Genomic DNA, 13,254 nt, shown 5'->3' with positions numbered 1-13,254 from the left:
ACGGTCGTGTTTTCTGGGCGCGAGGTGCAGTGACACCCTGTGGTCCCGGTCATAGATTCGCAGAACGCGCATCGGGCCGCCTGCCCGACGACGCTGTTCTACGGAAGTGAAACCTTGATTGCAACGACGCATCCTCTTCGCCGAACCCTGTCCGCGTTCGGCATCGCCGCCGCGCTCGTCGCGCTCGGCACCCACTCGGCCGCCGCGACTCCCACGCTCGAACCGACCGTCGCCTCGCTGGCCGAGTACCTGACCGCCACCGCGCCGACCACCCCCGACGGCCGCCCCACCGCCATCGCCGACACCGGCAGCTCCTCGGGCAGCGGGTCGGGTTCGTCGAGCCGTGCCTCCGACACCATCGGTGAGGGCCCCTCGATGTCGGCCTATCTGCCCGCCTTCGCCTACGGCCTGCTGCACCCGGACGCCGCGCCGCCCAAGGCCAACCGCTGGGACTGCAAACCCACCGCGGCCCATCCGCGACCGGTGGTCCTGCTGCACGGCACCTGGCTCAACGCCTACGACACCTTCTCCTATCTGTCACCGCGGCTGGCCGGCGCCGGGCACTGCGTGTTCACCCTGAACTTCGGCAAGTCCGCCCTGCTGGAGGCCGGTGGGCTCGGCGCGATCCTGCCCGGCCGCAACGGGGTCGGCCCGATGGTCGAATCCTCCGGCCAGGTGGCCGCGTTCATCGAGCGGGTGCTGGCCGCGACCGGCGCCGAACAGGTCGATATCGTCGGCCACTCCCAGGGCGCGACCATCGCCAACCACTACCTCAAGTTCGACGGGGGACAGGGCAAGGTCGCCACGCTCGTGAGCTTCGGCGGCACCCACCACGGCACCTCGCTGCTCGGTATCGCCTCGCTCGGCCGCATGATCAACAACGCGGGTATCGACATCCTCGGCTTCTACCGGCCGATCATCGGCGCCGCCAATGTGGAACAGGCCATCGGCTCGCCGTTCTACACCACCCTCAACGCCGGCGGCGACACCGTGCCCGGCGTGCACTACACCGTGGTGGGCTCCCGCTACGACGAAGTGATGAACCCCCTCGACCTGGGCTTCCTGGTCGCCGGACCGGACGCGACCGTCGACAACATCACCTTGCAGGCCGGCTGCGAACAGGACGTCTCCGACCACCTGACGATGATGTACTCCCCGCGCGCGGCCTCCATCGCACTGCGTGCTCTCGATCCGGCGAGCGGACCCGAGCTGGCCTGCACGTTCAACCCCTGGTTCTTCGGCGGAGGCGGCAGCCTATGACCAGTCTGCTCGATCGGGCGGTCACCCTGAATGGAGCGCCGCCGCTGCCGCCCGACGATCCCTTCTATCTCGCCCCGCCCGATCTCGAGACGCTCGCCCCCGGCGCGATAGTGCGGTCGCGCTCGGTGGAGCTGGCCCTGTTCGGCATGGTGCCGCAGCGTATCGCCGCGTGGCAATTGCTCTATCGCACCTGCGATCTCGACGGCAATGCCGAGGTGACGGCGACGACGGTGCTGTTGCCCTGGGGTGCCGACCCGCGCGAGTCCCGTCCACTCGTCTCGTTCCAGTGCGCGATCGATGCCGTTGCCCCGCAGTGCTTTCCGTCCTACGCCTTGCGCCGGGGCGCGCAGACCATCGGCTCGATCGCCCCGCTGGAACTGCCGATCATCGCGATGGCGCTGCGGCAGGGGTGGGCGGTCTCGGTCCCCGACCACGAGGGGCTCGACGGGCGGTTCGGCGCCGCGCGGGAACCCGGTTACCGGGCGCTCGACGGCATCCGTGCGGCACTGAGTTTCGGCGCGCTCGGGCTGTCACCGTCGAATCAGGTTGCGCTGTGGGGCTATTCGGGCGGCGGGCTGGCGACGGCCTGGGCGGCCGAGCTCGCCGCCGAGTACGCCCCCGAGCTGGATATCGTCGGCGCCGCCGCCGGGTCGCCCGTGGGTGACCCGGCGGCGGCGTTCGTCCGGCTCAACGGCGGCTGGTTCGCCGGATTCCCCGCCGCCTTCGTCGCCGGTCTGCGCCGCGCCTACCCGGAGCTGGTCCCTGTGCTGGAAGACCACTTCGACACGCGGTTCCGCGCCCTGCTCGGCGAGGCCGAACAACGCAGTACCTTCGCGCTGTTGCTGCGGTTCGCCCGCCGCGATGTCGCCCGCCACCTGCGCGGCGGCATCGCGGAACTACTCGCCGAACCGGTGCTGCGCCGCGTTCTCACCGACATCGAGCCCGGCGGCAAGGCCCCGGCCGCCCCGCTGCTCGTGGTGCAGGGCGTGCGGGACGAGGTGATCGCGGTCGCCGACATCGACGCGCATGTCCGGCGCTACGAGCGGGCCGGTGCGGCCGTGCGGTACCTGCGCATCCGCAACGGTTCCCATCTGCCGCTGGAGTTCCTCGTCGTCCCGGTCGTCCTCGACTGGCTCGCCGACCGCTTCGCGGGCAGGCAGACCGAGACCGGAACGGAGACGGTGACCTCGGTGGCCCGTTCCGTGCGGGCGGTGCGCAAGAACCTGGAGTTCCTGCAGGTTGTGCTGACCATGGTCGCCGGTCGGTCGATCGGTGTGGCCGATGTCCCGTCGGCATCGGCCGCACAGTCCTCGCCGCTGGTGCCCGAAGAAAGAGAAGTATTACGTATCAGCTAATTCTCCGCACCTTTCCCGCGTACGCCGAGTCCTAAACATAAAAGGTGAATAAATAAATCTCAGAAACTTCTCATGCAATTTTAAGTAACACGCTGTCGCACCTATAACCGCAGGTGGTGATAGGCGAAACCGGGTTACTGTAACGGCTGTCACTAATCCGTAATTTGCGTAACTCGCGGCGTTCGGGCGTCGATATGCCATTCGTAAGCCAGCCTCGGCTGGAGCATGAGAAACAGAGGAGTATTTATGATCCCCGTTATCATCGACACCGGTAGCGCCGCCCTGAACGGTCTTTTCGACACCCTGGGTGCTGCTCTGCACGGTCTGGTCGACACCCTGTGGACCGGCTCCTTCGGCGGCTGATTCGTCAGCGCTTTCGGCCGGTGACGGCCGGGTCGACGGGAACGTCGGCCACGAGAATGCCCCGCACCTTCCGGTGTGGGGCATTCTCGCGTTCGGGGGTCAGTGCGTGTGCGGCGCTTCGGCCGTGTGGGTGTCGCCGCAGGCGCTGCTCTGCCGGTTGCCGATGGCGAGCACCTCCGGGGTGGCGTGGTCGACCTGCAGGGTGACGTGGCTGATGTGGTGGTCGTGGTCGAGCATGTGCGCCACGTCTTCGCGCACCGCGTGGCAGTCGCGGCCCGGCTGCACCAGGATGTGCGCCGACAGGGCGGGGGAGCCGGAGGTGATCTCCCAGATGTGCAGGTCGTGCACGCCGACCACGCTGCCGCGGGCGCGGATGTCGGTGTCGATCTGCGCGGGATCGAGGTAGTCGGGGGCGGCCTCGAGGAAGATGCGGCTCGACGCGCGGATCAGCCCGACGCCCGCCTTGATCATCAACGCGACCACGATCAGAGTGGCGACGATATCGGCGCGAGCCCAGCCCGTCAGGATGATGACCACACCCGCGACAGCGGTGGCGATGAACGCGAACAGGTCGTTGAGGATGTGCTGGTAGGCGCCCTCGATATTGAGGCTCGTCCGATCGGCGCGACTGATCATCCAGGTGGCGAGCACATTCACGGCCACGCCGACCAGTGCGGTGACGAGCACCAGGCCGCCGTGCACTTCCGGCGACTCGAACAGCCTGCGGATCGCCTCGTAACCGAGCCACAGCGCGAGCAGCAGCAGGGTGAGCCCGTTGGCCTGGGCGGACAGGATCTCCACCCGCTTCCAGCCGAAGGTCATCCGTCCCTTCGGCGGGCGCGCGGCCAACCGGATCGCCCACAGTGCCAGCGCGATGGACGCGGCATCGGTGGTCATATGCGCGGCGTCGGACAGCAGCGCCAGCGAATCGGCGACGATACCGACGATGACCTCGCCGATCAGGAACGTGACGATCAGGGCCAGCGCGCCCGCCAGCCAGCGTTTGTCACTGTCGGCAGACACCCCGTGGTCGTGCCCGTGTCCTGCGCCCATGCGATTTCCCTCTCCGGTGAACCGAACGGCGCAATCATATGCACGAATCGCTATGTATGCAATTCCTTCGTGGCCCGGGAACGGAGCGAGCCCGGCAGCCCTGCTCCCCCCTCCTGGAGCAGGCCCGGCCGGGCTCGCAGGAACTACTTTCCGGCACGGCACCAGCAGGATCCTGAAGAGTCGCTTAAGGCGTTGTCATCGGGCGGTCCGGCCGCGATAACCCGGTATGGCGGAGAACCTCTGTAACGCGCACTGCGCGCGACTGTGTACCAGGGACGGGCTGGCCGACGTGCTGGCCACCGATCGGGGCCTGCTGCACTGGCGGGCCATGCGCAGCCTCGGCGATCGCGGGTTGGCCGAGCATGCCGTGCAGGAGACGTTGCTGCGTGCGTGGCGCGCGTGCGCCGACTTCGACGCGCGCAAGGGCAGCGTGCGCACGTGGCTGCTGGCGATCGAACGCAATGTGGTCGTCGATATCGTGCGGGCTCGGGCCGTGCGCCCGATCGATGTGGGTTTCGACGACCTCGCCGAGCTGGTGCCCTGCGGCAGGCCGGATTTCGCCGACGGGCTCGTCGACGGCCTGCTCGTCGACGAGCTGCTCGCCCGGTTGCCCGAACCGCAGCGCGCGGCCGTGGTCGAAGTGATTCTGCGTGATCGCGGATACCGGGAAGTGGCCGAGGATTTCGGGGTCCCCGTCGGCACGGTGAAGACCCGCGTGCACTACGCGCTGCGCTCGCTGCGGCAGTTGCCGGAGGTTGCCTGACGCACTCGAGAAATCGCCCATCTGGGCACCTGACCAGCGATTATCGGCCTATTGCAGTTCGGTAACGGCGCTTGCCCTGTCGTTGTACACGTGGCAAGAGTTAACTACTGGGTTTGGTGTTACCAATGGGAAGGGAGGGGTGCTCCGTTCCGGAGCGCCGACCGAACATGAAACCAGACATCATCAAGGCCGGTCTCTGCTCCACAGTCTCCGCCGCGGTCGTGGTGTCGCTGTCCGGGCTGCTGCCCGTGACCGCCCACGCCGCCCCCGAACCAGCGCAGGGCGATCAGCTCGCCGGGAAGACGATCTTCCTCGACCCGGGTCATCAGGGTCCGGCCCATGCGGAAGATCTCACCCGCCAGGTCGACAACGGCCGAGGCGGAACCAAGGACTGCCAGACCACCGGCATGACGTCGCTGGGCGGCGTCCCCGAGCACACCATCAACTGGGAAGTGGCCCAGCTGGTGAAGACCTCGCTGCAGGCGCTCGGCGCCGAAGTGGTGCTCAGCCGCGCCGACGACGCCGGATGGGGCGGCTGCGTGGACGACCGCGCCCGCGCCGCGAACGAATCCGGCGCCGAGGTGGCGGTGAGCATCCATGCCGACAGCGCACCCGCCGACCAGCGCGGCTTCCACCTCATCCTGCCGCAGCTCCCGGTGCCGGATCCGGCCGTCGAACAGGCCCAATCGCAAGCCGGGCTCGCCGCGTCGAGCGCGGTGCGCGACGCCTATGTCGCGGCCGGGATACCGCCCGCGACCTACGGCGGTGCGAACAACGGGTTGCAGACCCGCGCCGACGTGGCCGGGCCCGCCCTGACCCGGGTACCGCTCGTTTTCGTGGAGATGGGCAACGGTGCCAATGCCGAGGACGCGGCGCTGCTCGAATCGCGCGAGGGACGGCTGCAGCACGCGGTGGCCATCACGACCGGATTGGTCGGCTATCTGCTGAACAAACCGATCGGGCCCGCGCCTGCCCTGGCATCGGCACCCAAGCCGATTCCGGGTCGGGCGCCGGTGGCTACCCCGGTTCCCACGCCCGGGCAGGAGCCGGAGCCCGGTGCGGCGACGGACTCGACGACCGAGAAGCCGGGTCAGTCCGACACGACCTCGCCGCGCCGGGGTGCGCCGTCTACCAGCAAGTCCGCGCCCGGTGCTGCGGGTGAGTCGGGTCAGGGATCGGTGCCGGAGTCCGACGGGACCGGGCAGGGATCGGCGCCCGAGTCCGGTGGAGTTGGCCAGGGTTCCGCGCCCGGTGCGGCGTCGGAACCTGAGTCCGGTGGAGTTGGCCAGGGTTCCGCGCCCGGTGCGGCGTCGGAACCCGAGTCGGGTGGAGTTGGTGAGGGTGCGGCGTCAGGACCCGAGTCCGGCGGTGTCGGCGAGGGGTCGGCACCTGAATCGGACGCGACCGGGAACGGTGCGGGGCCGGAATCCGGGGTGAACGGGCCGGGGTCCGCGCCCGAGTCGGGCCCGGCAGGCGCACCCGCCCAGGGTGCGCCGGAGAACGGCGCGACCGGCGACGAATCCGGCCAGAACCCGGCACTCGTGGAGGAACCGTCCAGCGATTCCACCACCCCGGCAGCGCCCGCCCCTGCGCGCGCACCGGCCCGGGCCCCGATCGCCGACCCGGCGCCGCTGCCGTACGCCCCCGCCCGCACCGCACCCGGTGCCAATGCCCGCCCGCCGGCCGCGCCGGCCCCCACCCCGAGGGAACGCGGCGGTGCCGCCCCTAAGGCCCAGCCCTACCAGGAGGAATCGGTTCCCGACATCACGTCGCTGAGCAGTTCCCTCGGCGGCCCGGTCCTCACGGTGATGAACATGCTGATGCCCATGGCGCAGTCCCTCGGCATGGACAACAGCGTCGTCACCGATCAGCTCATCAACCTGGCCTACACCCTCGCCGGCGTCGTCTTCGGCCCGACGAAGTAGCCGACCGAACCCACAGCCGCCCTCCCATCCGGAGGGCGGCTGTTCACGTTTCAAGATCACCACGCTCTGGTGGCGGCATCGCGCGAGAGCCGAACGCCACCGGAGCGTGGTGATCGCTTGTCCAGGTGGAGGCCCAGGCCGAGCCCAGGGCCACGAGGTGAGGCCGCAGCGGGAGGTGGGAGTGGTGGGGCAGAGGTGGGATGGAGCGGGGCTGGGCGCGGGAGTGGCACCATGGGTGCCGTGATTCCTGTGGTGATCGTTGCTGGGTTTCTGGGGTCGGGGAAGACGACTCTGCTGAACTATCTGTTGCGCAACAACCGGGGGACCCGGATCGGGGTGGTGGTCAACGATTTCGGGGCGGTGAACATCGACGCGATGCTGGTCGCGGGGCAGGTCGATGCCATGGTGTCGCTGGGGAACGGGTGTGTGTGCTGCGCGGTCGACGTGTCCGAGCTCGACGATCTGTTCGCGCAGCTGGCGCAGCCGCGCAGCGCGGTGGACGTGATCGTTGTCGAGGCCAGCGGGCTGGCCGAACCGCGCAATCTGATCCGGATGGTCGTGGCGAATCCGAATCCGCGCATCGGCTACGGCGGACTGGTCGAGGTGGTCGATGCCGAACAATTCGGCGAAACGAGCACCCGGCACCCGGAGTTGATCTCGCACCTGAAACTGGCCGACCTGGTGCTGGTGAACAAGGCCGACCGCGTCACCCCCGAGGCACTCACGGCCCTGCGTGCGCAGATCACCGAGTGGGTCGATCAGGTACCCGTCTACGCGACCACGCACGGCCGGGTCGACCCGGGTCTGCTGTTCGACGAGCGCACCCGCGAAGAGCCCAAAGTGGCGCAGCAGTTGAGCTTCGACGCCCTGCTCGACGACCACGACCACGACGATCCCGACCACCGCCACTTCCACGACGACTACGTCTCGGTGTCGTTCACCAGCGAGCGCCCACTGAATCCCCGTGCGCTGGTGGAGTTCCTGGAGAACCCGCCGCACGGCCTGTTCCGCGCCAAGGGATGCCTGGCCTTCGCCGTGGAGGGCGAGCGGCGCAAGTTCGAGATGCACCTGGTCGGCCGCCACGTGACGTTCACCCCGGGCACCTGGGCGCGGGGTGAGCAGCGGGTGTCGAGCCTGGTCCTCATCGGCGCGGGCCTCGACGCGGACGCGTCCCTGGAACGCTTGCGCGCCACCGTCTTCGAGGGCGACTCACCGCTGGACGACCAAGCGATGCTCGGCATCTGGCGCTACACCCCGAGCATGGTCTAACCGCAGGCGTTGACCCATTCCGAGAGTCCGTCGGCGAACAGTTGCCGCTTCCAGATGGGCACTTCGTGCTTGATCCGGTCGACGAGCTCGTGGCATACGGTGAACGCCTCGGCCCGATGCGGTGCGGCGACGGCGACCACGATCGCCAGGCCACCGATGTCGAGCGCACCGACCCGATGGGCGGCGGCGACGGGAAGTCCACTGGCCGTGGCGACTTCGGCGCACACCGCGTGGAGGAACCGTTCGGCCTGCGGGTGCGCGGAGTACTCGAGCGAGGAAACCGCCTGGCCACCATCGTGATTGCGGACCTTGCCGGTGAACACCACCACGGCGCCGAATGCCGGTCCGTCCACGGCCTTTTCGACGGTGGCGGGATCGAGATCGCGGTCACTGATCGCGGCCAGCGCGACCGTGCCCTTGTCATTCATGATTGCCGCCTCCGGCTACTTGCGCGAGCAGATGATCCAGCAGCGGCTCCAGCACGGCGATGCCGTCCTTCACCCCGCCGGGCGAACCGGGCAGGTTCACCACAACGGTGCTCCCGACCAGGCCCGCGACCCCGCGGCTCAGCGCCGCGAGCGGGAATTTCGCCGTCCCACGCTGCCGGATGGCGTCGGCCACCCCGGGCAGCTCCCGATCGAGCACGGCCCGTGTCGCTTCGGGGGTTGCGTCGGTCGGCGAAGCGCCGGTGCCGCCGGTCGTGACGACCAGCGACGGCGCCCCGGTCAGTGCGTCGGCCAAGCCTGCCGCGATGTCGGCGTCCGCGTAAACGAGTGGACCGCGCACGGAAAACCCTTGCGCGGCAAGCCATTCGGCGAGCACGGGACCGGTGGTGTCGACACGTGACCCAGCGGCCGCGCCAGTAGACGCGACCACGACAGCGGCACTACGAGACCCGGCGGGGGCACTGTTCATGGCCTGCCGAGAATCAGCGACGGCCGAACGTGATTCGGCAACATGCTGCGACTCCGAGACGCCGACCGCAGCGCCGGCGGAACGGGCGCCGGAGCCCGCTGCCTCCGAGATGCCCACAGTGCCGCCCGATCCGGCGACGGCCGGAGCCTGCGCGGCCCCGATCGACGCTGACCGCGCCTCCGGCCGCACCCAATGCCCGTGCTTGCCACCTTCTTTGGTGACCAGCCGCACCCCGTTCAACACCGCCGCCGGATCGACCGCCTTCACCATGTCGTGCAGGGTGAGCCCCGCCACGGCGACGGCGGTGAGCGCCTCCATCTCCACTCCGGTCGGCCCGGTGGTCTTGGCGCTCGCCTCGATGGTGATGGTCGTCTCGGTGAACCCGAACTCTACCTTCACCGACGACAGCGCCAGCTGGTGACACAGCGGGATCAGCTCGGAAGTCTTTTTGGCACCGGCGATTCCGGCGAGCCGGGCGGTGGACAGCACGTCGGCCTTGGGCATGCCGTCGGCACGGACCAAGCGCACGACTTCGGCCGTCGTCTGCAATTCGCCTGCGGCGACGGCGATCCGGGTGGTGTCGGGCTTGGCACTCACATCGACCATGCGGGCGCGACCTTCGCGGTCGACGTGCGACAACTCGCTCATAGCATCAAGATTCGCACAGTGGCACCGGCGGCGAGCGTGGTGACCTCGGCGGGAATGTCGACCAGCGCATCCGCCCAGGCCATACCCGCGATGAGATGCGAGCCGGGTCCGGACACGACCTCCACGCCGTCGTCGCTGGTCAGGCCACGCAGGAACTGACGTTTGCCCGCCGGGGAGCGGACCGGGGTGAGCAGGGGCAGCTCGCGGCTCGCGGGCGCGGGCAGTCCGGCGAGTGCCCGGATCACCGGCCGCGCGAAGACCGTGTAGGAAACCATCGTGCTCACCGGATTGCCCGGGAAGCTCAGTACGGGCACACCGTCGACCACCGTGTACCCCTGCGGTCCACCCGGCTGCACCGCGACGGAACCGAACGTTCCGCCCAGCGGCGCCAGCACCTCTTTGACCACCTCGAAGTCCCCCTTGGACACCCCACCGGAGGTGAACACCACGTCGGCCTTCGCGACGGCCGACCGCAGCACCTGGGCGAAGACGGTCGCGTCGTCGGTGCTGTGGGCGATCTCGAGCACGTCGACGCCGTCGGCGCGCAGGGCGGCGGCCAGTCCGATCCCGTTCGAGTTGTAGATCTGGCCGGGGGCCAGCACCGAACCGGCCGGTCGCAGCTCGTCACCGGTGGTCAGGCACACCGCACGCAACCGCGACAGCACCGGCACACTCGGCAGCCCGACGGCGGCCAGCGCGGCGATATGACGCGGCGCGAGCACCGTGCCCGCCCGGGCGACCAGCTCACCCATACGCACATCGGTACCGGCCTCGCGCACGAATTCCCCACGTGCCCGGCCGCGTTCGACGACGATGCGGTCGGTGCCCGCCTGCACGTCCTCCACCGGGACGACGCAGTCCGCGCCCGGCGGCAGCGGCGCACCCGTCATCACCTTCATCGCCGCGCCCTCGGGCAGTACCTCGGTGCCGGGCCTACCGGCGGCCACTACACCCGCGACCGGCAGCGTCACCGGCGTGACGGCGACGTCGGTAGCCCGGACCGCGTACCCGTCCATCGCCGAATTGCGGAAGACCGGCAGATCGATCGGGGAGTTCACATCGGCGGCGAGCACGCGCCCGAGTGCGTCGGGGACCGGCACCTGTTCGGGGGTGCGGCCGGCGAGGTGGGCGAGCAGCGCGGCAACGGTGTCGCGGTACTCGTCCACGCTGCGCGCCGACGCGGTGGCGGGCCGGTGAGTCATGTGCCCAGCCTAATCGTCGTCGCGGTACCCGGTTCGATCGTGTTGCTCACTCTTTCCCGGCCCTGGCGGTGAGCAACGAATCGCCGCACCGGACCCGATGTGACGGCCCCGACGGGTCATACTGGAGGAATGACGCTGGTCGAGATGGGGATCCCCGCTGTGCGCTCGGAGCGGCCGTCTCTCGACGGCAGGCCCGAGACGCCGCTGCTGGTCGACCGATTCGGCCGCGTCGCCCGTGACCTGCGCGTCTCCATCACCGAGAAGTGTTCGCTGCGCTGCACGTACTGCATGCCCGAGGAGGGCCTGCCGCCGATCCCGCGCGAGGAACTGCTCACCGCCGACGAGATCGTGCGGCTGGTCTCCCTCGCTGTGCAGGAACTCGGGGTGCGCGAGGTGCGCTTCACGGGCGGCGAACCGTTGATGCGCCGTGAACTCGAGCAGATCATCGCGGGCTGCCACGCCGCCGTTCCCGACACTCCGTTGGCGATGACCACCAACGGTGTCGGCCTCGAACATCGGGTGCGTGCCCTCGCCGCTGCCGGCCTGACCAGGGTGAACGTCTCCCTCGATACCGTCGACCGGCTCGACTTCGCCCGGCTGACCCGCCGCGACCGCCTCGAATCGGTCCTCAACGGCATCCGCGCCGCCCGTGACGCGGGCCTCGCACCGGTGAAGGTGAACGCCGTGCTCATGCGCGACAACCTCGCCGGTGCCGCCGACCTGCTGGCCTGGTGCCTGGCCGAGGAATGTGAACTGCGCTTCATCGAGGAAATGCCGCTCGACGCCGACCACGAGTGGGCGCGCGAACAGATGGTGACCGCCGCCGACCTGCTGGACGTCCTCGGCACCCGCTTCACCCTCACGCCCGCCGGCCGCGCCGACCCCTCGGCGCCCGCGGAGAAGTGGCTGGTCGACGGGGGCCCCGCGACCGTCGGCATCATCGCGACGGTGACCCGCAAGTTCTGCGACGCCTGCGACCGCACCCGGCTCACCGCCGACGGCATGCTGCGCTCGTGCCTGTTCAGCGACCAGGAGTTCGACGTGCGCACCGCGCTGCGGGCCGGCGCCGACGACGCGGAGGTCGCCGAGCTGTGGCGCGGCGCGATGTGGCAGAAGTGGGCAGGGCACGGCATCGACGCCGCAGGTTTCGTCCCCCCGGAACGCACGATGGGAGCCATCGGTGGTTGAGGTCCGCTATTTCGCCGCCATCGCTGACGCGGTCGGCAAGAACACCGAAACACTCGACCTACCCGACGGCGCCACCGTCGCCGACCTACGCACCACCCTCGCCACCACCTACGGTGCCGAGGTGGACACCCTGGTCCGGGTCTGTGCCTTCCTGATCGGCGACGAACTCACCCGCGACCCCGCGGCTATGCTCCGCGACCGGGTAGACGTTCTCCCCCCTTTCGCCGGCGGCTGAACCCGATCCAGCTATTCGGCCCACCGCCTGGCAGGTCCCGCGAGGGACGACCGGTCTCAGCGATCGCGCCGGCCGGTGTCCCAGACGTGGTCGGCGAAATCCGCGATGCGCGGAGCGATTTCCGGCAGATGGGTCTCCAGGGCGAAATGGCCGGTGTCGAACAGGTGCAGTTCTGCCTGCGGCACGTCTGCGAGGTACGCGTGGGCGCCGGGCTCGGGGAAGAACGGGTCGTGCCGACCCCAGAGGATCAGGGTGGGTGGTGTGTGCGTCCGCAGCCAGAGCTGCCAGGCGTCATAGCGCTCGAGATTGCTGTGGTAGTCGAAGGCCAGCGTCAGCTGCGCCTGCTTCCGTCCGGGCGCGTCGAGGAAGTGCTGGTCCAGGGTCCAGGCGTCGGGGTCGAGCACCTGCGGGTCGGAGACACCTGTTTCGTACTGACCTCGGGTGCCGTCCAAGGTCAGCAGCTCGCCGATCACGTCGCGTGATCCGGGGGTCTCCGGGGTCAACGCGATGAAGTCGCGGGCGCCGTCGGACAGGCCATCGGTGTAGGCGTTGGCGTTCTGCACGATCAGTCCGGCGATCCACTCCGGATGACGCTCGGCGATCCGGAAGCCCACCGGCCCACCGAAATCGAAGACGTACATGATGAAGCGGTGCAGGCCGAGGGCCTCGAGGAAGCCTTCGGTGATATCGGCCAGACGGTCGAACGAATAGGCGAAATCCTCGGGAGCCGAGGTGTGTCCGAAGCCGGGGTAGTCCGGGGCGACGAGGTGGTACCGGCCGCCGAGGGCATCCATCAACCGGCGGAACTGATGTGAGGCAGAGGGGAAGCCGTGCAGCAGTAGCAGCGTCGGCGCGTCGCGCGGGCCGGTCTCGCGGTAGAAGACGCGCACGCCGTCGACCTCGACGAATCGATGTGCGATCACAGGAATCTCGATCACCGTAAACCCTTTCAGGGGAGGAGAAGAGCCGGGGCGCGCCGGGGGGGGGGGGCCCGCGCAAGCGGGGGACTGGTGGGTGTGGGGCACCACCCCCCCCACCATTTTTTTTTTGTGGGGCTATTTTTTTAAAAAAAAAACAA

At 69.2% G+C, this 13,254-nt stretch carries 12 protein-coding genes; 7 read left to right on the top strand and 5 right to left on the bottom strand.

The features are described from left to right. The first annotated feature begins 114 nt into the window (after positions 1–114). Both ACWEVR_RS30100 and ACWEVR_RS30095 read left to right on the top strand, forming a co-directional pair. Positions 115–1,260, top strand: coding sequence for an esterase/lipase family protein (locus tag ACWEVR_RS30100; RefSeq protein ID WP_452469708.1), 1,146 nt, complete (start codon positions 115–117; stop codon positions 1,258–1,260). Continuing rightward, the gene (locus tag ACWEVR_RS30095; RefSeq protein ID WP_452469707.1) at positions 1,257–2,615 is read left to right on the top strand and encodes a lipase family protein; all 1,359 of its coding nucleotides are present in this window, start codon (positions 1,257–1,259) and stop codon (positions 2,613–2,615) included. The genes ACWEVR_RS30100 and ACWEVR_RS30095 overlap by 4 nt, the downstream gene beginning before the upstream one ends. 462 nt (positions 2,616–3,077) lie before the next feature. On the opposite strand, the gene ACWEVR_RS30090 is transcribed toward ACWEVR_RS30095, so the two are convergent. Then, positions 3,078–4,031 (bottom strand): cation diffusion facilitator family transporter, encoded by a 954-nt coding sequence (locus ACWEVR_RS30090; protein ID WP_452469706.1) that lies wholly within the window; start codon positions 4,029–4,031, stop codon positions 3,078–3,080. 226 nt (positions 4,032–4,257) lie between these two features. Here ACWEVR_RS30090 and ACWEVR_RS30085 point away from each other — a divergent pair, with 226 nt between their 5' ends. The 3 genes from ACWEVR_RS30085 (at position 4,258) to ACWEVR_RS30075 (ending at position 7,988) form a co-directional block, all read left to right on the top strand. Continuing rightward, positions 4,258–4,794, top strand: a complete 537-nt coding sequence (locus tag ACWEVR_RS30085; RefSeq protein ID WP_452469705.1) for a sigma-70 family RNA polymerase sigma factor — start codon at positions 4,258–4,260, stop codon at positions 4,792–4,794. A 167-nt stretch (positions 4,795–4,961) separates the two neighbouring features. Beyond that, positions 4,962–6,719, top strand: coding sequence for an N-acetylmuramoyl-L-alanine amidase (locus ACWEVR_RS30080; RefSeq protein WP_452469704.1), 1,758 nt, complete (start codon positions 4,962–4,964; stop codon positions 6,717–6,719). Between the two features lie 231 nt (positions 6,720–6,950). Then, positions 6,951–7,988 (top strand): CobW family GTP-binding protein, encoded by a 1,038-nt coding sequence (locus ACWEVR_RS30075; protein ID WP_452469703.1) that lies wholly within the window; start codon positions 6,951–6,953, stop codon positions 7,986–7,988. Here ACWEVR_RS30075 and ACWEVR_RS30070 read toward each other — a convergent pair. Genes ACWEVR_RS30070 through ACWEVR_RS30060 form a run of 3 tightly spaced genes read right to left on the bottom strand, consistent with a single transcriptional unit; the run spans position 7,985 to position 10,753 of the window. Continuing rightward, positions 7,985–8,416, bottom strand: coding sequence for a molybdenum cofactor biosynthesis protein MoaE (locus ACWEVR_RS30070; protein ID WP_452469702.1), 432 nt, complete (start codon positions 8,414–8,416; stop codon positions 7,985–7,987). The genes ACWEVR_RS30075 and ACWEVR_RS30070 overlap by 4 nt on opposite strands. Beyond that, positions 8,409–9,551 carry a bifunctional molybdenum cofactor biosynthesis protein MoaC/MoaB gene (gene moaCB / locus ACWEVR_RS30065; protein ID WP_452469701.1) on the bottom strand — a complete coding sequence of 381 codons (1,143 nt, stop codon included), beginning with the start codon at positions 9,549–9,551 and terminating at the stop codon, positions 8,409–8,411. Before moaCB ends, ACWEVR_RS30070 begins: the two co-directional genes overlap by 8 nt. Next, the gene (locus tag ACWEVR_RS30060; protein WP_452469700.1) at positions 9,548–10,753 is read right to left on the bottom strand and encodes a molybdopterin molybdotransferase MoeA; all 1,206 of its coding nucleotides are present in this window, start codon (positions 10,751–10,753) and stop codon (positions 9,548–9,550) included. Before ACWEVR_RS30060 ends, moaCB begins: the two co-directional genes overlap by 4 nt. A 129-nt stretch (positions 10,754–10,882) precedes the next feature. Between ACWEVR_RS30060 and moaA the strand changes: the two genes are divergently transcribed. Both moaA and ACWEVR_RS30050 read left to right on the top strand, forming a co-directional pair. Further along, a complete protein-coding gene (gene moaA / locus ACWEVR_RS30055) occupies positions 10,883–11,941 on the top strand; it encodes a GTP 3',8-cyclase MoaA (RefSeq protein WP_452469699.1) in 1,059 nt (352 codons plus the stop codon). Then, the gene (locus ACWEVR_RS30050; protein WP_067493080.1) at positions 11,934–12,176 is read left to right on the top strand and encodes a MoaD/ThiS family protein; all 243 of its coding nucleotides are present in this window, start codon (positions 11,934–11,936) and stop codon (positions 12,174–12,176) included. The genes moaA and ACWEVR_RS30050 overlap by 8 nt, the downstream gene beginning before the upstream one ends. 56 nt (positions 12,177–12,232) lie before the next feature. On the opposite strand, the gene ACWEVR_RS30045 is transcribed toward ACWEVR_RS30050, so the two are convergent. Next, a complete protein-coding gene (locus ACWEVR_RS30045) occupies positions 12,233–13,114 on the bottom strand; it encodes an alpha/beta fold hydrolase (RefSeq protein ID WP_452469698.1) in 882 nt (293 codons plus the stop codon). Between the last annotated feature and the right edge of the window lie 140 nt (positions 13,115–13,254).

The organism is Nocardia sp. NPDC003979 (genome assembly GCF_053605015.1).
The sequence above is the reverse complement of the archived record's forward strand: the minus strand, read 5'-3'. Positions and strand labels throughout refer to the sequence as shown.

Bases quoted from the DNA above. Each gene is read 5' to 3' on its own strand.
- moaCB (WP_452469701.1), bottom strand. From the start codon at position 9,551: ATGAGCGAGTTGTCGCACGTCGACCGCGAAGGTCGCGCCCGCATGGTC.
- ACWEVR_RS30090 (WP_452469706.1), bottom strand. From the start codon at position 4,031: ATGGGCGCAGGACACGGGCACGACCACGGGGTGTCTGCCGACAGTGAC.
- ACWEVR_RS30080 (WP_452469704.1), top strand. From the start codon at position 4,962: ATGAAACCAGACATCATCAAGGCCGGTCTCTGCTCCACAGTCTCCGCC.
- ACWEVR_RS30060 (WP_452469700.1), bottom strand. From the start codon at position 10,753: ATGACTCACCGGCCCGCCACCGCGTCGGCGCGCAGCGTGGACGAGTAC.
- ACWEVR_RS30085 (WP_452469705.1), top strand. From the start codon at position 4,258: ATGGCGGAGAACCTCTGTAACGCGCACTGCGCGCGACTGTGTACCAGG.
- ACWEVR_RS30075 (WP_452469703.1), top strand. From the start codon at position 6,951: ATGGGTGCCGTGATTCCTGTGGTGATCGTTGCTGGGTTTCTGGGGTCG.
- ACWEVR_RS30070 (WP_452469702.1), bottom strand. From the start codon at position 8,416: ATGAATGACAAGGGCACGGTCGCGCTGGCCGCGATCAGTGACCGCGAT.
- moaA (WP_452469699.1), top strand. From the start codon at position 10,883: ATGACGCTGGTCGAGATGGGGATCCCCGCTGTGCGCTCGGAGCGGCCG.
- ACWEVR_RS30095 (WP_452469707.1), top strand. From the start codon at position 1,257: ATGACCAGTCTGCTCGATCGGGCGGTCACCCTGAATGGAGCGCCGCCG.